This window comes from Pseudonocardia sp. P1 (assembly GCF_000178675.2).
GTDB lineage: Bacteria > Actinomycetota > Actinomycetes > Mycobacteriales > Pseudonocardiaceae > Pseudonocardia.
In genome coordinates this window covers 4,519,411-4,543,510 of the sequence record NZ_ADUJ02000001.1, presented here as the reverse complement: position 1 = coordinate 4,543,510, position 24,100 = coordinate 4,519,411, and the positions used below count along the sequence as shown (strand labels likewise).

General features: G+C 74.9%; 24 protein-coding genes. 4 read left to right on the top strand and 20 right to left on the bottom strand.

Annotated features, from left to right (window positions below):
* Nucleotides 1-821 precede the first annotated feature (821 nt).
* Together PP1_RS20995 and PP1_RS20990 are read right to left on the bottom strand one after the other, a co-directional pair.
* Entirely contained in the window at nt 822-1,418 is a 597-nt protein-coding gene (locus PP1_RS20995; protein ID WP_010225624.1) for a response regulator transcription factor, read from the bottom strand.
* A 201-nt stretch (nt 1,419-1,619) separates the two neighbouring features.
* Complete coding sequence (locus PP1_RS20990; protein WP_010225622.1) at nt 1,620-2,660, bottom strand: hypothetical protein; 1,041 nt, start codon at nt 2,658-2,660, stop codon at nt 1,620-1,622.
* A gap of 87 nt (nt 2,661-2,747) precedes the next feature.
* On the opposite strand from PP1_RS20990, the gene PP1_RS20985 reads away from it, so the two are divergent.
* Nucleotides 2,748-3,086: a WhiB family transcriptional regulator gene (locus tag PP1_RS20985; RefSeq protein WP_050802229.1), complete on the top strand. Its 339-nt coding sequence runs from the start codon at nt 2,748-2,750 to the stop codon at nt 3,084-3,086.
* Between the two features lie 99 nt (nt 3,087-3,185).
* Here PP1_RS20985 and groL read toward each other — a convergent pair whose 3' ends face one another.
* Nucleotides 3,186-4,808 (bottom strand): chaperonin GroEL, encoded by a 1,623-nt coding sequence (gene groL / locus PP1_RS20980; RefSeq protein ID WP_010225618.1) that lies wholly within the window; start codon nt 4,806-4,808, stop codon nt 3,186-3,188.
* Nucleotides 4,809-4,922: 114 nt separating this feature from the next.
* On the bottom strand, nt 4,923-5,213 hold the full coding sequence (gene groES, locus PP1_RS20975) for a co-chaperone GroES (protein ID WP_010225616.1): 291 nt from the start codon (nt 5,211-5,213) through the stop codon (nt 4,923-4,925).
* A 360-nt stretch (nt 5,214-5,573) separates the two neighbouring features.
* Here groES and PP1_RS20970 point away from each other — a divergent pair, with 360 nt between their 5' ends.
* A complete protein-coding gene (locus PP1_RS20970) occupies nt 5,574-6,485 on the top strand; it encodes an aldo/keto reductase (protein WP_010225613.1) in 912 nt (303 codons plus the stop codon).
* 65 nt (nt 6,486-6,550) lie between these two features.
* Here the strand turns inward: PP1_RS20970 and PP1_RS20965 are convergent, their stop codons facing one another.
* The gene (locus PP1_RS20965) at nt 6,551-7,960 is read right to left on the bottom strand and encodes a helix-turn-helix domain-containing protein (RefSeq protein ID WP_075314713.1); all 1,410 of its coding nucleotides are present in this window, start codon (nt 7,958-7,960) and stop codon (nt 6,551-6,553) included.
* 108 nt (nt 7,961-8,068) lie between these two features.
* On the opposite strand from PP1_RS20965, the gene PP1_RS20960 reads away from it, so the two are divergent.
* Nucleotides 8,069-9,319, top strand: a complete 1,251-nt coding sequence (locus PP1_RS20960; protein ID WP_010227300.1) for an aminotransferase family protein — start codon at nt 8,069-8,071, stop codon at nt 9,317-9,319.
* A gap of 12 nt (nt 9,320-9,331) precedes the next feature.
* Here the strand turns inward: PP1_RS20960 and rimI are convergent, their stop codons facing one another.
* The 8 genes from rimI to glmS form a co-directional block, all read right to left on the bottom strand.
* Nucleotides 9,332-9,808 carry a ribosomal protein S18-alanine N-acetyltransferase gene (gene rimI / locus PP1_RS20955; RefSeq protein WP_010227302.1) on the bottom strand — a complete coding sequence of 159 codons (477 nt, stop codon included), beginning with the start codon at nt 9,806-9,808 and terminating at the stop codon, nt 9,332-9,334.
* Nucleotides 9,805-10,509: a tRNA (adenosine(37)-N6)-threonylcarbamoyltransferase complex dimerization subunit type 1 TsaB gene (tsaB, locus tag PP1_RS20950; RefSeq protein WP_010227304.1), complete on the bottom strand. Its 705-nt coding sequence runs from the start codon at nt 10,507-10,509 to the stop codon at nt 9,805-9,807. The genes rimI and tsaB overlap by 4 nt, the downstream gene beginning before the upstream one ends.
* An 11-nt stretch (nt 10,510-10,520) precedes the next feature.
* Complete coding sequence (tsaE, locus tag PP1_RS20945; RefSeq protein ID WP_010227307.1) at nt 10,521-11,009, bottom strand: tRNA (adenosine(37)-N6)-threonylcarbamoyltransferase complex ATPase subunit type 1 TsaE; 489 nt, start codon at nt 11,007-11,009, stop codon at nt 10,521-10,523.
* Nucleotides 11,006-12,361 (bottom strand): alpha/beta fold hydrolase, encoded by a 1,356-nt coding sequence (locus PP1_RS20940; protein ID WP_075314715.1) that lies wholly within the window; start codon nt 12,359-12,361, stop codon nt 11,006-11,008. Before PP1_RS20940 ends, tsaE begins: the two co-directional genes overlap by 4 nt.
* Nucleotides 12,358-13,554, bottom strand: a complete 1,197-nt coding sequence (gene alr / locus PP1_RS20935; protein WP_075315239.1) for an alanine racemase — start codon at nt 13,552-13,554, stop codon at nt 12,358-12,360. Before alr ends, PP1_RS20940 begins: the two co-directional genes overlap by 4 nt.
* A gap of 42 nt (nt 13,555-13,596) precedes the next feature.
* Entirely contained in the window at nt 13,597-15,021 is a 1,425-nt protein-coding gene (argG, locus tag PP1_RS20930; RefSeq protein WP_010236504.1) for an argininosuccinate synthase, read from the bottom strand.
* Between the two features lie 438 nt (nt 15,022-15,459).
* Nucleotides 15,460-16,965, bottom strand: a complete 1,506-nt coding sequence (locus PP1_RS20925) for an NAD(P)H-hydrate dehydratase (protein ID WP_075314717.1) — start codon at nt 16,963-16,965, stop codon at nt 15,460-15,462.
* Between the two features lie 98 nt (nt 16,966-17,063).
* Nucleotides 17,064-18,938: a glutamine--fructose-6-phosphate transaminase (isomerizing) gene (gene glmS / locus PP1_RS20920; RefSeq protein WP_010234308.1), complete on the bottom strand. Its 1,875-nt coding sequence runs from the start codon at nt 18,936-18,938 to the stop codon at nt 17,064-17,066.
* Between the two features lie 118 nt (nt 18,939-19,056).
* On the opposite strand from glmS, the gene PP1_RS20915 reads away from it, so the two are divergent.
* Complete coding sequence (locus PP1_RS20915; protein WP_227012768.1) at nt 19,057-19,947, top strand: dienelactone hydrolase family protein; 891 nt, start codon at nt 19,057-19,059, stop codon at nt 19,945-19,947.
* Nucleotides 19,948-19,950: 3 nt separating this feature from the next.
* On the opposite strand, the gene PP1_RS20910 is transcribed toward PP1_RS20915, so the two are convergent.
* The 7 genes from PP1_RS20910 to PP1_RS20880 form a co-directional block, all read right to left on the bottom strand.
* The gene (locus tag PP1_RS20910; protein ID WP_010234314.1) at nt 19,951-20,286 is read right to left on the bottom strand and encodes a hypothetical protein; all 336 of its coding nucleotides are present in this window, start codon (nt 20,284-20,286) and stop codon (nt 19,951-19,953) included.
* On the bottom strand, nt 20,283-20,576 hold the full coding sequence (locus PP1_RS20905) for a hypothetical protein (protein ID WP_010234317.1): 294 nt from the start codon (nt 20,574-20,576) through the stop codon (nt 20,283-20,285). Before PP1_RS20905 ends, PP1_RS20910 begins: the two co-directional genes overlap by 4 nt.
* A gap of 195 nt (nt 20,577-20,771) precedes the next feature.
* Nucleotides 20,772-22,109, bottom strand: a complete 1,338-nt coding sequence (gene glmM / locus PP1_RS20900) for a phosphoglucosamine mutase (protein WP_010234321.1) — start codon at nt 22,107-22,109, stop codon at nt 20,772-20,774.
* Between the two features lie 11 nt (nt 22,110-22,120).
* Complete coding sequence (rpsI, locus tag PP1_RS20895) at nt 22,121-22,729, bottom strand: 30S ribosomal protein S9 (protein ID WP_010234323.1); 609 nt, start codon at nt 22,727-22,729, stop codon at nt 22,121-22,123.
* Nucleotides 22,726-23,169 carry a 50S ribosomal protein L13 gene (gene rplM / locus PP1_RS20890; protein WP_010234325.1) on the bottom strand — a complete coding sequence of 148 codons (444 nt, stop codon included), beginning with the start codon at nt 23,167-23,169 and terminating at the stop codon, nt 22,726-22,728. Before rplM ends, rpsI begins: the two co-directional genes overlap by 4 nt.
* 274 nt (nt 23,170-23,443) lie before the next feature.
* Nucleotides 23,444-23,737, bottom strand: a complete 294-nt coding sequence (locus PP1_RS20885) for a WXG100 family type VII secretion target (RefSeq protein WP_010234328.1) — start codon at nt 23,735-23,737, stop codon at nt 23,444-23,446.
* A gap of 9 nt (nt 23,738-23,746) precedes the next feature.
* Nucleotides 23,747-24,058, bottom strand: coding sequence for a WXG100 family type VII secretion target (locus PP1_RS20880; protein WP_010234331.1), 312 nt, complete (start codon nt 24,056-24,058; stop codon nt 23,747-23,749).
* Nucleotides 24,059-24,100: the final 42 nt, after the last annotated feature.

Genomic DNA, 24,100 nt, shown 5'->3' with positions numbered 1-24,100 from the left:
GTCCAGGTGTTACGAGACTGCTTCGGTGTCATCCGATCGTGGAGGCAACCCGCGTTCCGGCAGGTGGGACCACGGAGGGTCCACCGTATCCGAGCGCCGTACGCCCGTGGGAGCTGCTCCATGCAGAGTCAGACGATCGTGCGGAGTGTCGGGTTGCGTGACGCCTCGGGTGCACGCGGTCACCAGGCGGGCACGGTCGGCGAGCGGTACACGCGGCACCGTCGGGCGCTGTGGCCGGACGGGAAGAAGATCATCCCTGGTGGGCAGCCGGTCGTGGACCGCCCGGCGCGGGCGGCATCCGCTCCGGCGACGTTCACAGCACCGGCACACGACGCCCGTGTAACGAACGTGACGTGAGTGACGAAAGGGACCACAGGGACGTGAGGTGACTGTTCCCGGTTCGACGGCGACCGCTCGTCGCCCGGGCTCCGACCCGGGGCCGGGACGACAGGCACGGGCACGGGACGGGTCGTGTGGCAGGAGGGGCGTCCGGGACGACGCCGGGCGCGGGCTGGGCCGCCGGGGCGCGGCGGCAGCGATGCCCCACGACCGGCGGGGTGCGACCCGGCCGGCGGGAGCGGGGCTCGGCGATGGCGGCCGGCGGAGGTCGCGGGTCCGGTCGCGGGGAGCACGACCGGTGCCGGACGACCGTCCGGAGCCGGGGTGGCGCGCGTGGCGGCACGCCGGAGCCGTCGTGGGCGGGACCGCGGGGGTCGGTCCGGCCCGTGGGTCCCGTGACCGGCCCTCGCGGGCGGCACGGGGTGCGGGTCACGCCGGGTTCGGGGATCCGGCGCGGTACGCGGGGTGCAGCAGGTCGTCCGTCAGGAGACGAGACCGCGCCGGAACCCGTGCGCGACGGCCTGCGCGCGGTCCCGGACACCCAGCTTGCGGAACAGCCGCCGGGCGTGGGTCTTGACCGTGTCCTCGGACAGGTAGAGCTCGCGGCCGATCTGGCCGTTGCTCTTGCCCTGGCTCATCCCGCGCAGCACCTGCAGCTCACGCTCGGTGAGCTGGACGCCCGGGTCGGTGGGGACCCGCGGGGTGGGCACCGAGGTGCTGGCCAGGGTGTGCGCCAGCGCGGCGACCAGCTCGGGCCGCGAGGCGTCCCAGCGCAGGTAGCCACGGGCGCCGCCGGCGATCGCGGCGGCGATGCTGCCCGCGTCGTCCGGAGCACCGAAGACGATGACGTTGGCCTGGGGGTGCGCGGCGACCAGGCGCCGGGTGGCCTCCACACCGGTGGGCACCGCACGCTGGGTCCCGACCAGGACGACGTCGACGGACTGGCGGGCGTAGCGGGCGAGGAGTTCGTCCCCGTGGGCCACGCAGTCGATGCGCTGGACCCCGGGGACCGCGGACATGACGCGGGTCAGACCCTCGCGGACGCTGCGACGATCGTCGCAGATGAGTACCGTCGTCACGACGATTCCTTCCTGCAGCTTCCTGCAGCCGGGTGATATTCACCCTCCGAATCGGCGGGTGACCCTCTCACCTTGACACGGTCGGGGCGATTTTGTGGCCTCCGTTCGGAACTCCGGCCCACCTGCCTCAGCGTCATGTGGGTGAAGGGTCGCCGAATGGAGTAGTCCGTACGGTACATCCTCCGGTCCGGGGATCCAGCACTACTCCCGCAGCAGTTCCCGGCCGGGACCGTCACTTCGCGTATAGAGGACGCTCACCGTGTGCAATGCCGCATGTCGGCGACCCTCCGCACCCGCTCGGCGACTGCGCGTATCGAAACGTGACTCTCCGGCGTGTCGCGGTGCGGCGTCCGATGCACCGGCCCGGTTGTTCATCCCCTGTTCAGCCGTACCGTGACCGCTTCGTGACAGGACCTCGCCGTCATCCGGGTCGACGACCGCTCCGACCCTCTCCGGCGGGTGGCGGTCGGCGAGGTCCGCCGCGGCCAGCAGTGCCGGCCGGTGCAACGGCACCATCCCGGTCGCCAGCGCGTCCGCCGCGACGGCGTCCAGCTCGGCGAGCACGGCCGACGGATCCTCGCCCGCCACCCCGGCAGCGACCGCCCGCACCAGCCGGCTCTTCAGGACGTGCCGGTCGGAACCGAGCGTCCGGGCGCCGGCCAGTGCCCGGTCCGCCGCGACCAGTGCGGCGCCCGCGTCACCGGCGACCAGCGCGGTCTCGGCGCTCACCCAGTCGTGCCGGACCCGGGTGCGGGACCCTGCCGCGCCACACCACGGGCCCGCCCGGTCCAGCAGGACGGCGGCACGGGCGGCGTCGAACCGGCCCAGTGCGTCCGCGGCCAGGCCGGTGAGCGCGTCCGCCACGGCGGCAACGGCGCCCGTCCCCCACGGGTCGTCCGGTCCGACAGGACACCCGAGCCCCCGCGCGAGACGTGCCGCCCGGCCGTCCAGCGGGGTGGCGGCCGCGTGCCCGCCCAGCTGCCGCAGGTGCGACGCCCGCGTCACCAGCGCGTGCGCCCGCAGGCCGGGATCCACGGCCGGGTCCCGCCGAAGAGCCTCCAGGACACCCGCCGCGCGGGCGTAGTGACCGACGCCACCCAGCGCGACGGCAGCAGCCCAGCGGGTGATCGCGGACGGCGACCGGGCCGCCCGGCCGGCATCGTGGCTCGTCGCCGCCCCGCCGAGCAGCCGGATCACGGCGCGTGGCGGGGACGCCACCGGATCCGGGGACCGGACGTGCACGATCGTTCTCCTCCCAACAGGTTTGCACCCGTCGAACGCCGGGAATCTTCACCATGTCAAGCCCGAGGTCGAAGGCAGGTGACGAACATGGCGGACATCCGGAGGCTTCCCGGCCCGGTCGCCGACATCTACGACTGGCAGAGGGAGGGGGCCTGCCGGGGGATGGACAGCGCGTTCTTCTTCCATCCCGAAGGTGAGCGTGGTCCCGCACGGGCACGCCGTGAGAACCGCGCCAAGCAGGTGTGCAACGACTGCCCGGTCCTCGCGCAGTGCCGCGAGCACGCCCTCAACGTGCACGAGCCGTACGGCATCTGGGGCGGCCTGTCCGAGTCCGAGCGGGATGCGATCATCCGCGGTCCGCGCCGCACGCTCAAGGTCGCCGCCGAGGCGACCGCCCAGCCGGTGGAGAAGCTCGGCGCCGTCTGAGAGGCCCGGCACCACCGGATCCTCTACTCCCTGCCCCGCGACACACGAAAGGCGGGCGACCATCGGTCGCCCGCCTTTCGTCGTGCGTAGGCCCGGAACTCAGTGCCCGTGCCCGTGGCCGTGGCCGCCGGCGGACGGAGCAGGCTCCTCCTCCGGCTTGTCCACCACGGCGCTCTCGGTGGTCAGCACCATGCGCGCGATGGAGGCCGCGTTCTCGACGGCCGACCGGGTCACCTTGACCGGGTCGATGACGCCGTCGGCGACCAGGTCGCCGTAGGTCTTGGTGGCCGAGTTGTACCCGGTCCCCCAGCCCTTCTCGGCGACGCGGGACACCACGATGGAGCCCTCGTCCCCGCCGTTCTCCGCGATCCAGTAGAGCGGGGAGGACAGCGCCTTGCGGACGATCGCGACACCGGTCGCGGCGTCGCCGGTGAGGCCGAGGCCGCCGTCGAGCTCCGCTGCGGCGTGCACGAGCGCGGACCCGCCACCGGGGACGATGCCCTCCTCGACCGCGGCCCGGGTGGCCGACACCGCGTCCTCGATGCGGTGCTTGCGCTCCTTGAGCGCGGTCTCGGTGGCCGCACCGGCCCGGATGACCGCGACACCACCGGAGAGCTTGGCCAGGCGCTCCTGGAGCTTCTCCTTGTCCCAGTCCGAGTCGGACGCCTCGATCTCGCGCTTGAGCTGCGCGACGCGGCCCTCGACGTCGGCCTTGTCACCGCCGCCCTCGACGATCGTGGTGTTGTCCTTGGTGACGACGACGCGCCGGGCCTTGCCCAGCAGGTCCAGCCCGGCCTCGTTGAGCTTGAGGCCGACCTCCGGGTTGATGACCTGGCCACCGGTGGCGATCGCGAGGTCGTCCATGAACGCCTTGCGGCGGTCACCGAAGAACGGCGACTTGACCGCGGCGACCTTGACGGTCTTGCGGATCGAGTTGACGACCAGGGTGGACAGCGCCTCGCCCTCGACGTCCTCCGCCATGATCAGCAGGGGCTTGCCCTCGCCGAGCACCTTCTCCAGCAGCGGGAGCAGGTCCTGGATGGAGCTGATCTTGTCGCGGTGCAGCAGGATGTAGGCGTCCTCGAGCACCGCCTCCATCGACTCGGAGTCGGTGACGAAGTACGGCGACAGGTAGCCCTTGTCGAACTGCAGGCCCTCGGTGATCTCCAGCTCGGTGGCGAGCGTGGAGCCCTCCTCGACGGTGATCACGCCGTCGTTGCCGACGGTCTGGATCGCCTGGGCGATCAGGTCGCCGATCTCCTGCTCGCGCGAGGCGATGGCGCCGACCTGCGCGATGTGGCTCCCGGCGTCGACCGGGGTGGCCTTGGCCAGCAGCACGTCGGAGATCTTCTGCGCGGCCGCGGCGATGCCCTCGCCGAGCGCGGACGGCGCGGCGCCGGCGGCCACGTTGCGCAGGCCCTCCTTGACCAGGGCCTGGGCCAGCACGGTGGCGGTGGTGGTGCCGTCGCCCGCGACGTCGTTGGTCTTGGTCGCGACGGTCTTCGCCAGCTGGGCGCCGAGGTTCTCGTACGGGTCCTCGAGGTCGACCTCGCGGGCGATCGTGACGCCGTCGTTGGTGACGGTCGGGCCGCCGAACTTCTTGTCGATGACGACGTGCCGGCCGCGCGGGCCGAGGGTCACCTTCACCGCGTCGGCGAGCTGGTTCACGCCGCGCTCGAGCGCGCGGCGGGTGTCCTCGTCGAAGCTGATCTGCTTCGCCATGTCTGTTGTCTCAGCCTCTCGTCATGGGCTAGCGGGGGTACAGACACGACCGCCCCGGCCGGACCACCGTCCGGTGGGCCGCCCGGGGCGGTTCGCGTCACGCGAGTTCCGGCGTCAGTTGACGACGGCCAGCACGTCGCGGGCGGAGAGGATCAGGTACTCCTCGCCGTTGTACTTGACCTCGGTGCCGCCGTACTTCGAGTAGATGACGACGTCGCCGACCGCCACGTCGAGCGGGACGCGGTTCCCGTTGTCGTCGACCCGGCCCGGGCCCACGGCCAGGACCTTGCCCTCCTGGGGCTTCTCCTTGGCGGTGTCCGGGATGACGATGCCGGAGGCGGTGGTGGTCTCCGCCTCGCTGGCCTGGACGACGATCTTGTCCTCGAGCGGCTTGATGTTCGCCACGACGATGACCTCCCCTTCCTGGGGTGAATCCGGTAAGACGGTTCTGTCCGGTGTCAGCAGCGCACACGTGGCGACCTCCCGCCCCGCCGTCGCGGGTGCCGGGGCGACCGGTCTCCGTCGCGCGCATTGGCACTCTACTCACGAGAGTGCCAGAAGCGTGGCGGGGGCTCAACCGGTTCGTTCACCCGCGTGGGGGACGCTCGCGTGCCGGCCGGTCGGAGATCGCGGCGGGCGGCCGGTCCGGCGTCGTTGCTCGTCACGCCGGTGCCGTGGCCCGGGCACACGGCGGTTACCCGCCCGGCGGCCGCCGCAACCGTCCGGCGGTCCACCGCGCCGCGGTGCCCGGTAGCGTCGCCGACCGTGGCTGACCTGGTACTCGGTGCGAACGTCGTCGGCTGGACCGCGGACAGGGACACCTCGTTCGCGGTGCTCGACGCGTTCGTCGCCGCCGGCGGGACGCGGATCGACACCGCGGACTCCTACACGTGGCGCGCGCCCGGCAACTCCGGCGGCGAGTCGGAGACGATCCTCGGCGAGTGGATGGCGGCCCGGGGCAACCGGGACACGCTGCACCTCGCCACGAAGGTGGGCTCGTGGCCCGAGCGGCCGGGCCTCGGCGGCGCGAACGTCGCCGCGGCGGCACGGGACTCGCTGCGGCGCCTGGGCACCGACCGGATCGACCTCTACTACGCCCACCGCGACGACCCGGACACGGCGCAGGAGGAGACGCTCGACGCGTTCGACGCCCTCGTCCGCGAGGGGCTGGTCCGCGAGATCGGTGCGTCCAACTTCTCCGCCGAACGGCTCCGCTCGGCCCTGGAGATCTCCGAGCGGGACGGGCTGGCGGCGTTCACCGCGGTCCAGCCGCACTACAACCTCATGGAGCGCGACGACGTCGAGGCCGCACTCGTGCCGCTCGCGGAGTCGGCCGGCCTGGCCCTTTACCCGTACTACGGGCTCGCGAAGGGTTTCCTCACCGGCAAGTACCGGCCCGACTCCCCCGCCCCGGAGGGCCCGCGCAGCGAGGGGGCGTCCGCCTACCTCGACTCCCGTGGCCGGGCCGTGCTGGCCGGGCTCGACGAGATCGCGGCGGGCCACGAGGTCCCGGTCCCGGCGGTCGCGCTGGCCTGGCTCGCGGCCCAGCCGTCGGTGACCGCGCCGATCGCCAGTGCCCGCACCCCGGAGCAGCTCGCCCAGCTGCTCCCGATGCGGACCCTGGAGCTGACCCACGACGAACTGCGCCTGCTCTCGTACCTGTCCGCGACGAGCTGACCCGTGTGATCACGGATCCGGTGCGGATCCGGCCGTATGTGGCCGTCTCCCTTCCGGATCCGTGATCACCGTTCGGTGAGCAGCGCCAGGTACACCGCGGCCGTCACCGCCGGGTCCCGCAGGTCCCCGACCAGTGCCCGGATCCGGCCGAGGCGGTGCCGGACGCTGTTCTCGTGGACGTGCAGGGCGCGCGCGGTGGCGGGGACGTCCTGACGGTGTGCCAGCCAGGTCCGCACGGTGGCGCGCAGGGCGGCGTCGAGCGGGGTCAGGACGTCCCGGGTCAGCTCGGCCACCCGGTCCGCGCCGATCTCCAGCACCATCCGGTCCAGCACCGGGAGGTCCTCGGCCCGCACCGGCCCGGCACCGGTGAGCGCGCAGCGCCGTGCGGCGAGGCGGGCGTCGCGGTGGGCGGGCGCGACCTCGGCTCCGGGCGGGATGGTCGCCGTCCCCGCCACGGTGAGTTCCGGCGGCACCTCGGTGACCATCGCGACCAGCTCACCGTCGATCTCGGCGAGCAGGTACGGGGCGCGGGCGTCGTCCAGGACACGCTCCGCACCGGCCGCCGTGGCCGACGGCGGGAGCACGACGACGGTCCGCCCACCACCGGGGCCCGGTCCCGGGCCCCCGCCGTGCTCGCCGTCCCCGCCGGACAGGAGGGCGTGCAGCGCCGCCGCCCGGTCCGCGCGGCGGCGGGCCGTGTCGTCGTCATCGGCGGCGGTCAGCCCGGCCAGCAGCCGCGCCACCAGCGCCACCGCCCGCACGATCAGTGGTACCGGCACCGACCCCCGGGAGACGCCCGCGACCAGCCACGCCCGGACCCGGCCCGCCGGCCGGACGGCCGCGGCGAACAGGCCGTCGGCGTCCACGACCTCGACCGGCGGCCCGGTGGCGGGCAGCGCCCGGAAGCGCGTCCAGCGCTCGCGGGCGCCGTCCGGGCCGGAACCGGGATCGGCGGCCAGGACCGAGCCGTCCGGGCGGTGCAGCGCGACCCCGCACCGCAGCACCCGGGCGAGCCCGTGTACCAGGGTCTCGGCCGGGTCGGGGCCACCGAGCAGGGCGGTGAGCGTGTCGGTGATCGCCGCGGCCCGCCGGAAGGCGTCGAGGTCCCGGTCCAGGACGGCGGTGTCCACCGCGCGGACGATCTCCCGGAACGGTGTCGCCTCCGGCACCGCGAACAGGGGCAGCTCGCGGCGCCGGGCCTCCGTCACGAGCTCGTCCGGGACGTCGTCGTGCACCATGCCGACGCCGAACCCGAGGCCGGCCACCCCGCCGCCGGCGAGCTCGGCGACCAGCTCACGGCACTCGGCGCCGGAGGTCAGCCGCAGTCCGGTCGTCAGCAGCACCCAGCCGGGCGGCACCCAGCGCGTCGGCTGCGGGATCTCGACGACGTGCGCGCCGTGCACGGGGACGCGACGCCCCGGGACGACGGGCACGAGCCCCAGCTCGCCGCGGTCGAGCAGGTCGTCCAGGTCCACCGGTTGTGGATAGCACAGCAGAGTTGTCCACAGTTGTGGATTCCACCGGTCGCGTGCCCGGTGCGGCGGCCTAGCGTGGACCCCACCGCCCCGACGAGGAGGCCGACTTTGTCCGCGTTCTGGCACCCGTTCGCCGCCATGCACTCCGTCCGCGACGCCAAGGTGACGATCACCCGCGGCGACGACGTCTGGGTCCACGACGACGCGGGGAACCGCTACCTCGACGGCACCGCGAGCCTCTGGTACGCCAACGTCGGACACGGCCGCCGCGAGATCGTGGACGCCGTCACCGAGCAGCTCGGGCGGCTGGAGGCGTACTCCACCTTCACCGACTTCTCCAACGAGCCCGCCGAGCGGCTCGCCGACGAGATCGCCGCCCGCGCCCCGCTCGACGGCGGCAAGGTGTTCTTCACCAGTGGCGGCGGCGACTCCATCGAGACCGCGGCGAAGCTGGCCCGCGAGTACTTCGCGGCCGTCGGGGAGCCGGAACGCACGGTGCTGCTGCACCGCGAGCACAGCTACCACGGCACGCACGGCCTGGGCACCGCACTGGCCGGGATCCCGGGGAACCGGACCGGTGGGCCCTTCGTGCCGGACGTCGTCCGGACCCCGTGGGACGACGCCGCCGGGCTGGAGAAGACGATCGTCGACCTCGGCCCGGAGCGGGTCGCGGCCTTCTTCTGCGAGCCGGTGATCGGCGCGGGCGGCGTGCTGCCGCCGCCGGAGGGCTACGTGGAGGCGGCCGCCGAGATCTGCCGCCGGCACGGCGTGCTGTTCGTCGCCGACGCCGTGATCTGCGGGTTCGGCAGGCTCGGCGACTGGTTCGGCGTCGAGCGGTTCGGGGTGCGCCCGGACATCGCGGTCTTCGCGAAGGGCGTCACGTCCGGCTACCAGCCACTGGGCGGGATCGTCGCCTCCGAGCGGATCGCCGCCCCGTTCTGGGACGAGCCCGGCCGCGTGTTCCGGCACGGCCAGACCTACGCGGGTCATCCCGCGGCGTGCGCGGCCGGGTCGGCGACGATCGCGCTGCTGGAGCGGGACGGCCTGCTGGCCCGGGCCGACGCCCTGGAGCCGCAGCTGCTGGAACGCCTGCAGGGACTCACCGACCACCCGCTGGTCGACCACGCCCGCGGCGGCGTCGGCGTGCTCGGCGGGCTCGGCTTCGACCCGGAGCGGCTGGCCGGTGCGCCGGACCTGCCCCAGCGGGTGTTCCGCGCGACCCGGGAGCGGGGCGTGCTGATCCGCCCGATGGTGTCGGCGCTGGGGTTCTCACCGCCGCTCACCGCGACCCCGGAACACCTGGACCTGCTGGCCGAGGCCACCCGGGCCGGGCTGGACGCGGTGGCGGCCGGGCTCTGACCGCGGTCGCGGTCAGGTGCCGGCCGTGCCCGCCGGGTCGCGCCGCATCGTGTGCGCGTCGGCCCCGGACGGCCGGTAGTACCGCTTCCGCAGCCCGACGATCCCGAAGCCGTGAGCCTCGTACAGCGTGCGGGCCGGCTCGTTGTCGGTCCGGACCTCGAGGAACACGGTCGCGCCGAGCTCGTCCGCCGCCTCGAGCAGCCGCGCGAGCAGCGCCCGCCCGATCCCGTGCCGCTGCCAGCCCGGGTCGACGCCGATGGTGTGCACCTCGGCCTCGGCCTGCGGCGGCCCCGCGACGACGGCGAGCCCCGCGTACCCGACGAGCCGGCCGTCCACCCGGGCGGCGAGGTAGAGCTGTCCGGACGTGACGGCCTCGCGGAACGCCTGCGCGCTCCACGGGTCGTCTCCGGGGAACAGCAGGTCCTCCAGCTCCGCGCAGCGCTCGGCGTCCGCCCGGTAGAGCGGGCCGACGGTGACGGTGGCGGTCATGCGGTGACGCGCTTGCGCCCGGTCGGCTCGACGGCGTCGGGGCGGCGCAGGTAGAGGGGCTCGACCGGCTCGGGGGTGCGCCCGGCCCGCAGCGCGGCCGCGGCCACGCCGACGAGTGCCGCCGGCGACGGCGCGGACGGCCCGGTGACCTCCACGCCGAGCCGGTCGGCGAACGACGGGTCGCCGACGACGGTGCCGACGGCCAGCCCGGGGAGCCGTGCGGCCAGCTCGGCGGGTGGCTCGACGGCCGGTCCGGTGAGCCGCCGCGCGGCCGGGTCGTACGCGGCCCAGTACACCTCGCGGCGACGCGCGTCGGTCACGACCAGCAGGTTGTCCGGTCCCGTCCGCGGGTCCGGGGCGCCCGGCTCGGCGATCCCGGCCGCGGTCAGGGCGAGCGCGTCGTGCGAGCAGACCCCGTGCACCGGGACGTCGAGTGCGTGCCCGAGCGCGGCGGCCGAGACGATCCCGACGCGCAGCCCGGTGAAGGGCCCCGGCCCCGCCCCGACGACGACGGCGCCGATCCCGGACAGCTCCCGCCCTGCCTCGGCGCAGAGCGCGCGGACGGCGGGCACGAGCAGCTCACCGTGCTTGCGCCCGTCGTGGGCGCGGGCGGCGAGGGTCTCGGGAGGGCCGTCGGAGGGCAGCGCGACGAGCCCGGCGGTCACGACCGTCGTCGCGGTGTCCAGGGCCAGTACCAGCACGGTCGACCAGCCTACGGTCGTGCCGTGCGGCGCAGCGTGGCGACCCGGGTCTCGTCGTCGCGGCGCTCCAGCACGACCTCGACGGCCCCGCGCTCGTCGTCACCGGCGAGGCGTTCCGCGAGACCGACCCCCCACTCGACGGCGACGACGGCCCGGCCCAGCTCGGTGTCGAGATCGAGGTCGTCGAGCTCGGCGGCGACGTCGACGTTCCCGTCGGGGCCGCCGAGCCGGTAGGCGTCGACGTGCACCAGCGCCGGCCCGCCGCCCGACGAGGGGTGCTCGCGCGCGATCACGAACGTCGGCGACGCGACGGAGCCGGTCACGCCGAGCCCCCGGGCGAGCCCGCGGACGAGCGCGGTCTTCCCCGCCCCCAGCGGCCCGGCGAGCAGCAGCAGGTCCCCCGCAGCGAGCTCGCGGCCGAGTTCCTCGCCGAACGCCTCCGTGTCGGCGACGGTGGGCAGTTCACGGCGCAGCGGCCCGGCCCCCGCGGGCGGGATCACGACCGGTCCTTGCGCGACCCCGGGCCGGCCTTCCCGCCACGGGAACGGCCCGTGCCGCGTCCGGTCCCCCGGCCCGTTCCCCGCAGCACGCCTCCGCGCCGGCGGCCGGTGCCCCGTGTGCCGCTCGGCGCCGTCCGGCCCGGGCCGTCGGTCGCGTCCGCCGTGGCCCCGTCCGCCGTGGTCTCGCCGGCGGCGGGCTCGTCGGTGGCCGCCGCACGGCGCGAGCGCATCGAACGGTGCGGCGGGCGGGTGAGCCGGAACCGGTCGCCGCGGGACCGCTCCAGGCTGCGCTCGATCAGGTTCCCGAGCTCGTCGTCGACGGCGTCGGGCTGCTCCAGCATCGGCATGTGGCCGACGCCGTGCAGCCGCACCAGCCGCGCGGTCGGGATCGCCTCGGCGATCACCTCGGAGTGCCGGTACGGGATGATCCGGTCGGCGTCCCCGGCGAGGACCAGCACCTCGGCGTCGGACAGCCCGGGCAGCGCGGCCAGCCGGTCGTGCGTGCCGAGGGTGTCGACGAAGTCGGTCAGCGCCCCGACCGCGTTCGAGTCGATCATGGTGTCGACCAGGTCGACCATCCGCGGGTCCACCGCCCGGTCGCCGTAGGCGAACCGCTTGGTGATCGCCCAGATGATGTCGCCGAGCGCGCGCCGCCCGGTCTCGACCAGGTTCGGCTGCCACGCGGCCAGGCCACCGAGCGTGCGGATCACCGGGTTGCGGCGGGACAGGAACGTGCCCGGCAGCCCGGACGACGCCATCTCCCCGGCCGAGGTCGACACCAGCGCGACCCCCGCGACGCGGTCGTGGAACAGCTCCGGGTGCTGCTCGGCGAGCGCCATCACCGTCATGCCGCCCATCGAGTGCGCGACCAGCACCAGCGGCCCCTCCGGGGCGAGCGCGCGGACCACCGCGTCGAGATCGCGCCCGAGCTGGTCGATCGTGCAGCTCTCCTGCGGCGCCCGCTCGGAGCGGCCGTGGCTGCGCTGGTCGTAGAGCACCATCCGGACCGACGGCCCCGACAGCAGCGCCAGGTACTCGCGCTGCTCCTGCCAGGTCCGCCGGTCCAGCGCGAACCCGTGCACCAGGACGACGGTGACCGCCGGCTCCGCGCCGTCGGCCGGCCCGACCTCCTCGCAGGCGAGCCGGACGCCGTCGTCGGCCATCACCGAGCTCTCCTCGCCGGACCAGCCGGCAGGCTCCTGCCCGCCGTGCTCGGCCATCTCGGTGGCCAGGCTGCGCCGCGCCGACGCGATCTTCCGGCGCTGCGAGGCGACGCCGACGCCCGCGGCGGCACCCGCCGCACCGACCAGGCCACCGGCGATCCCGGCGACCGTCCAACCCCTGCGGCTCATGCGTTCCCCCCGCCGAGCACGGTGCGGCGCACCCGGCCCTTGATGCCGGTGACGATCTCGTAGTGGATGGTGCCCAGCTCGTCGGCCCACTCGCGGGCGGTCGGCCCGCCGCCGTCGCCGGTGCCGAACAGCTCCACCCGGTCGCCGACCACGACACCGAGCTCACCCGGTGCACCGCAGTCGACGACGAACTGGTCCATGCACACCCGCCCGGCGACCGGGCGGACCGTGTCCCCGATCCGCACCCGCATCCGGCGGCCGTCGTTCATCCGCCGCGGGACGCCGTCGGCGTAGCCGAGCGGGACCAGCGCGAGGGTCCGCGGCCCGGGCGCGGTCCACTCGTGGCCGTAGGAGACGCCCTCGCCGGCGGCGACGGTCTTCACCAGCGCGACCCGGCCGCGCACCGTCATCGCCGGGCGCAACGGGCTGTCGGCCGGCTGGGCGATCGGGTCCAGTCCGTAGGCGGCGATCCCCGGGCGCACCAGGTCGAGGTGCAGGTCGGGGCGGGTCATGAGGGCCGCCGAGTTCGCGAGGTGGACCAGCGGGGCGAACCCGCGGTCGCGGACGTGCGAGGCGGCGGCCCGCAGCCGCGCGGCCTGCGCGTCGATGCTGGGGTCGCCGGGCTCGTCGGCCCGGGCGAGGTGCGACCAGACGGCGTCGACCTCGCAGGTCCCCTCCGCGGCCGCGGCGGCGACGTCGTCGACCAGGCCGGGCCACTCGTCGGGCGGGCAGCCGTTGCGGGACAGCCCGGTGTCCGCCTTGAGGTGCAGCCGGACCGGCCGCCCGGCCGCGCGGGCACCGGCCAGCACCGCGGCCAGGTGCTCGCGGGACGACACCGACAGCTCCACCCCCGCGGCGACGGCGGCGGCGAAGTCCTCGTCGGGCAGGTGCAGCCAGGACAGCAGCGGCGCGCCGATCCCGGCGGAGCGCAGCGCGAGGGCCTCGTCCAGGGTCGCGACGCCGAGGCGGCCCGCCCCGGACGACAGCGCCGCCCGGGCGACGCCGGCCGCGCCGTGGCCGTACCCGTCGGCCTTGACCACGACCATCGTCGCGGCGCCGCTGCGCGCGGCCAGGCCGGACAGGTACGCGACGTTGTGCCGCACCGCGTCCAGGTCGACCACGGCCTCGGCCCGGGGTCCGCCGGGCGGGGGCGCGGGGGCGCCCGCACCGGGTACGGGTTCGGTGGCTGGCAACACGGCCCCGATCATCGCATCCCGGAACGACGGGCCCGTCCCTCAGTCGGTCCCGGCCTCCATCGCGGCCCGGTCGAGGGACTCCTCGACCTGCTCGGCACCCTCCTCGGCGGGCGTCGCGGTGATCTCCGCCGCCCGGCCCGGCTCGACGTCGCCGACGAAGGTCCGGAACGACCCGCCCAGCATCCCGGTCGCGGCGTACTGCTCGAGCTTGGCGCGGGAGTCGGCCAGGTCGAGGTTGCGCAGGGTGAGCTGGCCGATCCGGTCGCCGGGCGTGAAGGGGGCGTCCTCGACGCGCTCCATCGACAGCCGGTCCTCGGCGTAGGCCAGCGCCGGCCCGCGGGTGTCGAGCACCGACCAGTCGTTGCCGCGGCGCAGCCGCACGGTCACCGAGCCGGTGATCGCGTTGCCGACCCAGCGGGTCAGCGACTCGCGCAGCATCAGCGACTGCGGCTCCAGCCAGCGGCCCTCGTAGAGCAGCCGGCCCAGCCGGCGCCCCTCGGTCTCGTAGGCGGCGAGGGAGTCCTCGTTGTGGATCGCGGAGACCAGCCGCTCGTAAGTGACGAACAGCAGCGCCATGGCCGGGGCCTCGTAGATGCCGCGGCTCTTCGCCTCGATGATCCGGTTCTCGATCTGGTCGGTCATGCCGAGGCCGTGCCGGCCACCGATCCGGTTGGCCTCGTCGACCAGTGCGACCGGGTCGTCGTAGCGGGTGCCGTTGATCGCGACCGGGCGGCCGGCCTCCCACTCGACGGTGACGTCCTCGGTCTCGACCTCGACGGCCGGGTCCCAGAACCGCACGCCCATGATCGGCTCGACGATCTCCAGCGAGGTGTCGAGGTGCTCGAGCCTCTTGGCCTCGTGGGTGGCGCCCCAGATGTTGGCGTCGGTCGAGTACGCCTTCTCCGCCGACGCCCGGTAGGGCAGGTCCCGCTCGCCCAGCCAGTGGCTCATCTCGGTGCGGCCGCCGAGCTGGTCGACGAACACCTCGTCGAGCCACGGCTTGTAGATCCGCAGCGCCGGGTTCGCGAGCAGCCCGTAGCGGTAGAAGCGCTCGATGTCGTTGCCCTTGAACGTCGAGCCGTCGCCCCAGATCGAGACGCCGTCCTCGGCCATCGCGCGCACCAGCAGCGTGCCGGTGACGGCGCGGCCGATCGGCGTGGTGTTGAAGTACGGCATGCCACCGGCGCGGATGTGGAACGCCCCGCACGCGATCGCGGCGATGCCCTCGTCGACCAGCGCACGACGGCAGTCGACGACCCGCGCGGACTCGGCGCCGTACTCGAGCGCCCGCTCGCGGACCGCGACGAGGTCGGGCTCGTCGGGCTGTCCCAGGTCGGCCGTGTAGGCGTACGGGACCGCGCCGTTCTCGCGCATCCAGGCGACCGCGACCGAGGTGTCGAGGCCACCGGAGAAGGCGATGCCGACGCGCTCGCCGACGGGGAGGCTGGTCAGGATCTTCGGCACGCGAAGACGCTAACAACCCGGCCGACGCGCAGGTCGGCCGGTGTCCGCCCGGCCGCCCACACCGAGCCCCACGCCGACGCACCCCGTCCCCGGCTTGCGCACCCCTTCCCTGTCTGGCGCACCCTGTCGCGGCTCGCGGCACCCCGCGCAAGGGGTGCGGCGCACGGCCATGGGGTGCGCGGCAGCGCCGGGCGCGGCGGAAGCGACCGGATCCGGCGGCCCCGCGGACGACGCACCCCGACCTGCGCCCAGCGCACCCCGTGGCGGGGCGACACACCCCGTAGCGGCCGCCGCACCCCGTGGCGGCCCGGCGCACCCCGTAGCGGGCCGCCGCACGCACCCCGTGGTGGGCCGGCGCAACCCGTAGCGGGCCGGCGCACCCCACGCGACGGGTGCGGCGCGCGGGCACGGGGTGCGCGGCGGCGCGTGGTCGGCGGGTCAGCCGGATCCGGCGGCGGCGCGGACGGCGCGCAGGGCCACCGGGATCGCGGCCTGCATCGCCGATGCCGGTGCCGGGACCGGGGGCAGGCCGTGCTCGCGGGCGGCGGCCGTCGCGGCGCGGGCGTGCACGAGCGTGGCGCACCCGGCCGCCCACCAGGGGTCCAGCCCGGCCGCGAGCAAGGCGCCGATCATGCCGGTCAGGACGTCCCCGGACCCCGCGGTCGCCGCCCAGGAGTCGCCGGCCGGGTCGACCAGGGCCCGCCCGTCCGGTGCGGCGACGACGGTCGCGTTGCCCTTGAGCAGCACCGTCACCCCCAGGTCGGCGGCGGCCCTGCGGGCGGCGGCGACGCGGTCCGGGCCGACGTCGCCCGCGATCCGGGCGAACTCCCCCGCGTGCGGGGTGAGCACGACCGGCTCGCCGAGGATCCGGTCGCGCAGGTGGGCGTGCTGGGCCAGCAGGGTGATGCCGTCGGCGTCGATGCACAGCGGGACCTCGCGGTCGAGCACCGACTCCAGCACCGCCAGGCCCTGCGCACCGGTCCCGATGCCCGGGCCGACCGCCCACGCCTGGGTGCGGCCCGCGTCGGTGATGTCGCCGGTGGCGACGATCTCCGGCCAGTGCCGGCGCACCTCGTCGGCGGCGGATCCGGCGAACCGCACCATGCCGGAGGTGGCGAGCGCGGCGGCACCGGCGGCGAGCACCGCTGCCCCGGGGTAGGTGGCCGATCCGGCGGCGATCCCGACGACGCCCTGGCTGTACTTGTCGTCGTCCGGGCCGGGGACCGGCCAGAACAGGCCGGCGTCGGCGTCGGTGAGGAGCCGGGCGTGCGGGTCGGCAGGCAGGAACGGCCCGAGCCCGAAGTCGACGAGCCGGACCGGCCCGCACAGCGGCGCGGCGAGGGCGTGCACCGGTTTGCGGGCGCCGAAGGTGACGGTGAGCGCCGCCCGGACGTGCGGCCCGTCGGTCGTGCCGGTGTCGGTGTCCACCCCCGACGGCAGGTCGCACGCGACGATCGGCACCCCGGCGTCGTCGGCGGCCTCGACGAGTGCGGGCGCCGGGTCCCGCAGCGCCCCGCGCCCGGAGATGCCGACGATCCCGTCGACGACGACGTCCGCGCCCGCGACCGCGGCCCGCGCGGCGTCGAGCGCTCCCGGGTCCGCGACGCCACCGAGGCCGGCACCCGGGCCGAGCGGGAGGACCCGGCCGCGGGCCGCCCGCAGCGCCGCCAGGCCACCCGGGTGGGCGCGGTCCGGTGCCAGCAGGACCGCGGTGACGCGCGCGCCACGGCGGCGCAGCTCGGCGCCCGCCCAGAGGGCGTCGCCGCCGTTGTCACCGGCCCCGACCAGCAGCACCACCCGGCGCCCGTAGGTGGAGCCGAGGAACCCGCGCAGGTGGGCCGCCAGCCCGCCCGCCGCGCGGCGCATGAGCACGCCGTCGGCGACGGTGCGCATCATGGCCGACTCGGCCGCCCGGATCTGCTCCGCCGTGTACACCCCGTGCATGCCCGGCAGGCTAGTGCTCGTCCCGGTCCGCTCACCGGATCCGCGGACGCTCACGCCATCGCGTGAGCATCGCCGGAACCCGTGAGCGGGGACCGGGCTCACTCCACCGTGACGGACTTCGCGAGGTTGCGGGGCTTGTCGACGTCGTAGCCGCGGGCACGGGCGATCTCGGCCGCGATGACCTGCAGCGGGATCGTCGCGACGAGCGGTTGCAACAGCGTCGGCACCGCGGGCAGCTCGAAGAGGTGGTCGGCGAACGGGCGGACCGTCTCGTCGCCGGTCTCGGCGATCACGACCGTCCGGGCGCCGCGCGCCTTGATCTCCTGGATGTTGGAGAGCAGCTTCGAGTGCAGCACCGCGCGGCCCTTCGGCGACGGCATCACGACGACGACCGGCAGGCCGTCCTCGATCAGCGCGATCGGGCCGTGCTTGAGCTCGCCGGCCGCGAACGCCTCGGCGTGCATGTAGGCGAGCTCCTTGAGCTTGAGCGCACCCTCCAGCGCCACCGGGAAGCCGACGTGGCGCCCGAGGAACAGGACCGCCTTCGACGGCGCCAGCTCCTGGCCCAGCGCACGCGCCTCGCCGAGCGACTCCAGCACCTCGGCGACCGCCTCCGGGATCGCCTCCAGCTGCTCGAACTCGCGGACGACCTCGTCCGGGTACTTCGTCCCGCGCGCCTGCGCCAGCGCCAGGCCGACCAGGTAGTTCGCCGCGACCTGCGCGGTGAAGGTCTTGGTGGCCGCGACGCCGATCTCGGGACCGGCGTGGGTGTAGATCACCGCGTCGGACTCGCGGGGGATCTGCGCACCGTTGGTGTTGCAGATCGCGAGCACCCGGGCCTTCTGGTCCTTGGCGTGCCGCAGCGCCTCGAGGGTGTCGGCGGTCTCGCCGGACTGGGAGATCGCGACGACCAGCGTCGAGCGGTCCAGCACCGGGTCCCGGTAGCGGAACTCGGAGGCGAGCTCGATCTCGACGGGCAGCCGCGTCCAGTGCTCGATCGCGTACTTAGCCAGCAGCCCGGAGTGGTACGCGGTGCCGCAGGCGATGACGAAGACCTTGTCGACGTCCCGCAGGTCCTGGTCGGTGAGGCGCTGCTCGTCGAGCACGATCCGGCCGTCGACGAGGTGCCCGCGCAGCGTGTTCGCGATCGCGGTGGGCTGCTCCTCGATCTCCTTGAGCATGAAGTAGTCGTGGCCGCCCTTCTCCGCGGCCGCGAGGTCCCACGTCACCTCGAACGGGTTGGCGGCGACGGGCGCACCGGCGAAGTCGGTGACGTCGTAGCCGTCCCGGGTGATCGTGACGACCTGGTCCTGCCCCAGCTCGACGGCCGAGCGGGTGAACTCGATGAAGGCGGCGACGTCGGAGGCGAGGAAGGTCTCGCCCTCACCGATGCCGAGCACCAGCGGCGAGTTCCGCCGGGCGGCGACGATCCGGTCCGGCTCGTCGGCGTGCGTCACGACCAGGGTGAACGCACCCTCCAGCAGCCGGGCGACGGCGCGGACGGACGCGGGCAGGTCACCGCGCGCGTCCTCCACCCCGGCCAGCTCACCGGCGTACGCGAGCGCGACGAGGTGCGCCGCGGTCTCGGTGTCGGTGTCGGACTCGGCCCAGATCCCGCGTGCCTCCAGCTCGGCACGCAGCTCCATGAAGTTCTCGATGATCCCGTTGTGGACGACCGCGACCTTGCCGTCGCTGCTCCGGTGCGGGTGCGCGTTCCGGTCGTTCGGCGGGCCGTGGGTCGCCCAGCGGGTGTGCCCGATCCCGGCCGTCCCCGCGAACCGCTCCCGGCCGACCTCGTCGAGCAGGGCCTCCAGATTCGCCAGCGCCCCGGCCTTGCGCTCGACCAGCAACCCTCCGTCGACCGGGAGGGCGACACCGGCGGAGTCGTACCCCCGGTACTCCAGACGTCGCAGACCACCGAGAACGACGTCGAGTGCGCCTTGATGACCGACGTAACCGACGATGCCACACATGCCGGTGAGGGTATCCGCGCCCGATCCGCGATCTTCCGCCGCAGGGTGGGACGGGCGCCACGCCGAGGACCGGGCGCGAGCCGGGCGCCGGGTGACCTGCCCCGGTACGGTGCCGTCCGTGGCCCGGAGCAGCGTGACCCGCCCCCCGTCGATGAAGGGTGCCAAGGACGCACTCGGCGTGCTCTCCCGGCCGGGCCCGAACCGGGTCCGGTTCGGTGACCTCGGCCTGATCGGGCTGCCGGGGATCGTCTACACCCCGGCCGAGGGCTACCAGCTGCCCGCGGTCGTCCTCGGGCACGCGTGGCTGCAGCCGGTCCGCCGCTACCACGAGCTGCTCCGCCACCTCGCGACCTGGGGGATCGTCGCCGCCGCCCCGAACACGCAGCGCGGGCCGGTCCCGAGCCTCTCCCGGTTCTCCTCGGACCTCGACACGGTGCTCGACGTCTGCGCCGGCGTCCGGCTGGGCGACGGCCGGATCAGCGTCGACGCCCGCCGCACCGCACTGATCGGGCACGGCACCGGCGGCGGCGCCGCGATCCTCACCGCTGCCCGGCGGGAGCGGCTCGGCGCACTCGTCACCCTGGCGCCGTCGGAGATCCAGCCGTCCGCGATCGAGGCGGCGGCCCGGGTGGGTGCCCCCACCCTGCACCTCGCCGCCGAGGTCGACTCGCTGGCACCGGCCGCGGGGCACGCCGAGCGGATCGCCGCCGCCCAGCGCGAGGCCGGCGCCGACGTGACGCTCCGCAGCATCGAGAAGGCCGGGCACCTCGGCTTCTGCGAGGGCAGGCACTGGTCGAGCTACCTGTTGCAGAACCGGCCGCAGCACCGCACCCGCAAGATCACCCGGGCGCTGGTGACGGCGTTCCTCATGCAGGAGCTGCTGGGCGAGAAGCGGGTGTCCGCGCTGACGTCGGGCGACGTCCCCGGGGCGCCGATCGTGGAACCGCCGGACCCGGAGGCCGAGCAGGACTCCGGCGAGACCCACGGGCTCCTCGGCATCGGGAGCTGACCCTCACCGGCCGTCCATCGGCGGGAGCAGCGGCGCGACCACGCCGCGACGGTCGGTCGTGCGGATCCCGGCGGTGCCGGGCAGCCGGATCCCGGGCACCGCGGGCGCGGACCCGGCGGCCCCTGCCTCCGCACGGTCCTGCTCGGCGGCCTCGGCCGCGACGTCGTCGGCGAGGCGCCGGGCGGCCCGCTGCACCAGGTCGAGGCGGGCGGTCCACTCGCGTCCGGCGTCGTCGTCCCACGCGACGGCGGCCCGCACCCCCGCCAGGACGTCCGCGGTGCCGTCCAGGCGCTCCACGAGCCGCCGCAGCGCCCCCGCCTGGTCCTCGACCCCGGTCACGGCCGGATCCGGACGCACGATCCTGCCCTCCCCGGGGCCGCACCGTGCACCTCGACGCCCGCCCGGAGCCGGGCGGCTGCGGCGTTGTCGGCGTGGCGGGTGGTGGTGGCGGCGTGCGTGGCGGTCGTGGCCAGGCTGTCGAGCTCGTCGACGATCCGGTGCGCGCCGATCCGGTGGTGGTCGCCCAGGGACCGGCCCGCCACCACGCTCCGGAGGTCCGCGGCCGTCTCGCGGAGCCGGGCCGCCGCACGGTCCAGGGCGTCGGGATCCCGCTGCACGTCCGGTCGCATCGCCCCAGCGTGCCGTCACCGGGTCGGCCGCACCGCCGTTCCGCGGAGGACGTTCGCACCGGTGAACGACAGCGGGGCGGCGCGTACCGGTGAGCAGAGCAGCGGAGAGGGCGGGGGTACGGGAGCGGGCACGGACACGCGGGCGGGGCCGCCACCCTGTGGGTGACGGCCCCGTCCGGAACCCTGTGGCGTCGGTCAGCTCGCGGCCGCGACCACCTCGGCCAGCCGGCCCGCGACGGCATCGGCCTCGGCCGCCGTCGGAGCCTCCACCATGACCCGCACCAGCTGCTCGGTGCCCGACGGGCGCAGCAGCACCCGCCCGGTCTCCCCGAGCTCGGCGCTCGCCGTCGCCACCGCCTCTGCGACCTGCGCGGACGCGGCCACGGTGTCCCTGTCCCCGACCGCGACGTTGCGCAGCACCTGCGGCAGCGGCGTGACGACCGCGGCCAGCTCGGCGAGCGAGGAGCCCGTCGACGCCATCCGCGACATGAGCCGCAGCGCGGTCAGCAGGCCGTCGCCGGTGGTGGCGTGCCCCGGGAGCACGACGTGCCCGGACTGCTCGCCGCCGAGGGTGAACCCACCCTCGCGCAGCCGCTCGAGCACGTACCGGTCACCGACCTTGGTGGTGTCCAGGGTGATCCCGGCGTCGCGCATGGCGAGGTGCAGACCGAGGTTGCTCATCACGGTCGCGACGAGCGTGTCGTGGGCCAGCTCGCCCGCGTCACGCATCGCGAGCGCGAGCACCGCCATGATCTGGTCACCGTCGACGACGTTCCCGGCCGCGTCGACGGCGAGGCAGCGGTCGGCGTCGCCGTCGTGCGCGATGCCCAGGTCGGCGCCCTGCTCCCGGACGGCCGCGCGCAACGGCTCCAGGTGGGTCGACCCGACGCCGTCGTTGATGTTGAGGCCGTCCGGCTCGGCGTGCAGGGCGATGACATCGGCACCGGCCTGCCGGTAGGCCTCCGGCGCCGCGACCGACGCCGCGCCGTGCGCGCAGTCGACGATCACGCGGACGCCGTTCAGCGAGCCCGGGGCGGCCTCGAGCAGGTGCGCGACGTAGACGCCGGTGGCGTCCGGCGCGTCCCAGACGCGGCCGATGCCGTCCCCGGTGGGGCGGCCGTCCGCCGGGCGGTCGAGCCCGCGCTCGATCTCGGCCTCGACGTCGTCGGGGAGCTTGTGCCCGCCGGCGGCGAAGAGCTTGATGCCGTTGTCGGGCATCGGGTTGTGCGAGGCGGAGATCATCACGCCGAGGTCGGCACCGGTCTCGGCGACCAGGTGCGCGACACCGGGCGTGGGCAGGATCCCGACCCGGATCGCGTCCGCACCGGCCGAGGTGAGCCCGGCGACGACCGCGGACTCCAGCATCTCGCCGCTGGCACGCGGGTCCCGCCCGACGACCGCGACGGGCCGTCGGCCGGAGCCGTTCGACAGGGTGCGCGCAGCCGAGGCACAGACACCAACGGCGAACTCCGGTGTGAGGAGTTCGCCGTTGGCCAGGCCCCGGACGCCGTCGGTTCCGAAGAGGCGACGCATCCGGCTGCGATTCAGCGCTTGGAGTACTGGGGCGCCTTGCGGGCCTTCTTGAGGCCGTACTTCTTGCGCTCGACGGCGCGGGCGTCCCGGGTGAGGAAGCCGGCCTTCTTCAGGGCCGGACGGTCCTCGGCGTCGAGCTCGGCGAGCGCACGGGCGATGGCCAGGCGCAGGGCGCCGGCCTGACCCGCGGTGCCGCCACCGCGCAGGTTCGCGAAGATGTCGAACCGCTCGGTCTTCTCGACCGTGGTCAGCGGGTCCTTGACGACCTGCTGGTGCAGCTTGTTCGGGAAGTACGTCTCGAGCGGCTTGCCGTTCAGCGTGAACTGGCCGCTGCCGGGCAGCAGACGCACGCGGACGACGGCCTCCTTGCGGCGGCCGACGGTCTGCACCGGACGGTCACCCAGGACGGGCGCCTCGGCGGCGAACGCATCGGCGTCGAACTCGGAGGAGTCGTCGATCGAGTAGTCGACGTCCGCGACGGCCTCGCCGACGGTCTCGGTCAGCTCGGTGTCGGTCGCCTCGGCGGCGGCACCCTCGGTCTCGACCGTCTCGACGACCTCGTCGGGTCCGTTCTCGGGGCTGGTCACGGGCTGTCCCTCTTCGTTGCTCGGGGTGGTCACTGGCTGACCTGCTTGATCTCGAACGGCTGCGGCTTCTGGGCCTCGTGCGGGTGCGACGGGCCGGCGTAGACCTTCAGCTTCTTGGCCATCGCACGGCCGAGACGGTTCTTCGGCAGCATGCCCTTGATGGCCTTCTCGACCAGGCGGTCCGGGTGGCTGTCGATCATCTCGCCGACCGACCGCTGGCTGAGGCCACCCGGGAAGCCGGAGTGCCGGTACACGAACTTGTCGGTGCGCTTGTTGCCGGACACCGAGATCTTCTCGGCGTTCACGATCACCACGAAGTCGCCGTTGTCGACGTGCGGCGCGTAGGTCGGCTTGTGCTTGCCACGCAGCAGCGTGGCGGCGTGGGTGGCGAGCCGACCGAGGCGCACGTCGTCGGCGTCGATCACGTGCCAGGCGTGGTTGATGTCGCCGGGCTTCGGGCTGTACGTGGGCACGGATCTACCTCGTCGTCGTTCTCGGCTTCGGTGGGCGGTACCGGCGGGGCATCCGCGCGGCCACCGGTCCACACTGGTGTGTCACTGGTTCCTCAGCGTGCCGCTGGTGGACGCCGGAGGGACGCACGCCCGCCGGACTCGGCTGCCCTCACGAACCTGCTCGAGGGACGACGGACAGCGCCCGCGGGTCTCCACCGCTGCACAACGAGAGTCAAGAGTACCCGGCGCTCCCGGGAGCGGACGCGGGGGGTCGCTCCGGTCCGCTCCCGGGCGGTCAGGCCGTGAACCGCTTCGCGTTGTCCGCCTCGACGGCCCGGTAGCCCGCCCCTGCGTCCAGGACCAGCACCTTGATCTTCTGCAGGGTGCCGGTCAGGTCGGCCGCGGAGCCGTCCCAGCGCCGCTGTGCCTCGTCGTAGCGGGTGGCCGCGTCGCCCGTCCAGCCCGACACGACCGGCGCCAGGTACCCGCGGAGGTCGTCGAGCTGTCCGAGGATGCGCGCCCGCGCCCCGTCGATGTCGGCCGCGGCCTGCTCGATCGCGGCGAACGTGACCTTGATCTCGCCTCCCATGCCCGCCCCTCAGCCCAGCGCCGACGTGATGGCCGAGACGTTCCGGGCGTTCTCGTCCTCGATCCGCCGGTAGGCCGTGGCCGTGCCACCGAGCTGGTCGGCGATGTCGGCGAGCGCGGCGTTGAGCCGCGTCGCCTCGGTGTCCCACTCGGCCATCAGCGCGGTGAAGGCGGTGGCCGCGGCGCCCGCCCACCGGCCGCGGGTCGCCTCCAGCCGCGAGCGCAGCCCACCCAGCTCGCCGTCCACCGCGGTGCTCACCTCCCGCACCCGGCCCGCCGCCCGGGCCATCTCCTCCGTCGTCGTGCCGAACCCCTCGGCCATGCGCCTCACCCCGTCCCGTGTCCGCCCCGGGCGGCCGGGCCG

Bases quoted from the DNA above. Each gene is read 5' to 3' on its own strand.
- PP1_RS20985 (WP_050802229.1), top strand. From the start codon at position 2,748: ATGGCGGACATCCGGAGGCTTCCCGGCCCGGTCGCCGACATCTACGAC.
- PP1_RS20885 (WP_010234328.1), bottom strand. From the start codon at position 23,737: ATGGGAGGCGAGATCAAGGTCACGTTCGCCGCGATCGAGCAGGCCGCG.
- groL (WP_010225618.1), bottom strand. From the start codon at position 4,808: ATGGCGAAGCAGATCAGCTTCGACGAGGACACCCGCCGCGCGCTCGAG.
- PP1_RS20880 (WP_010234331.1), bottom strand. From the start codon at position 24,058: ATGGCCGAGGGGTTCGGCACGACGACGGAGGAGATGGCCCGGGCGGCG.
- PP1_RS20925 (WP_075314717.1), bottom strand. From the start codon at position 16,965: ATGCACGGGGTGTACACGGCGGAGCAGATCCGGGCGGCCGAGTCGGCC.
- PP1_RS20940 (WP_075314715.1), bottom strand. From the start codon at position 12,361: ATGAGCCGCAGGGGTTGGACGGTCGCCGGGATCGCCGGTGGCCTGGTC.
- glmS (WP_010234308.1), bottom strand. From the start codon at position 18,938: ATGTGTGGCATCGTCGGTTACGTCGGTCATCAAGGCGCACTCGACGTC.
- rimI (WP_010227302.1), bottom strand. From the start codon at position 9,808: ATGACCGCCACCGTCACCGTCGGCCCGCTCTACCGGGCGGACGCCGAG.
- PP1_RS20905 (WP_010234317.1), bottom strand. From the start codon at position 20,576: ATGCGACCGGACGTGCAGCGGGATCCCGACGCCCTGGACCGTGCGGCG.
- glmM (WP_010234321.1), bottom strand. From the start codon at position 22,109: ATGCGTCGCCTCTTCGGAACCGACGGCGTCCGGGGCCTGGCCAACGGC.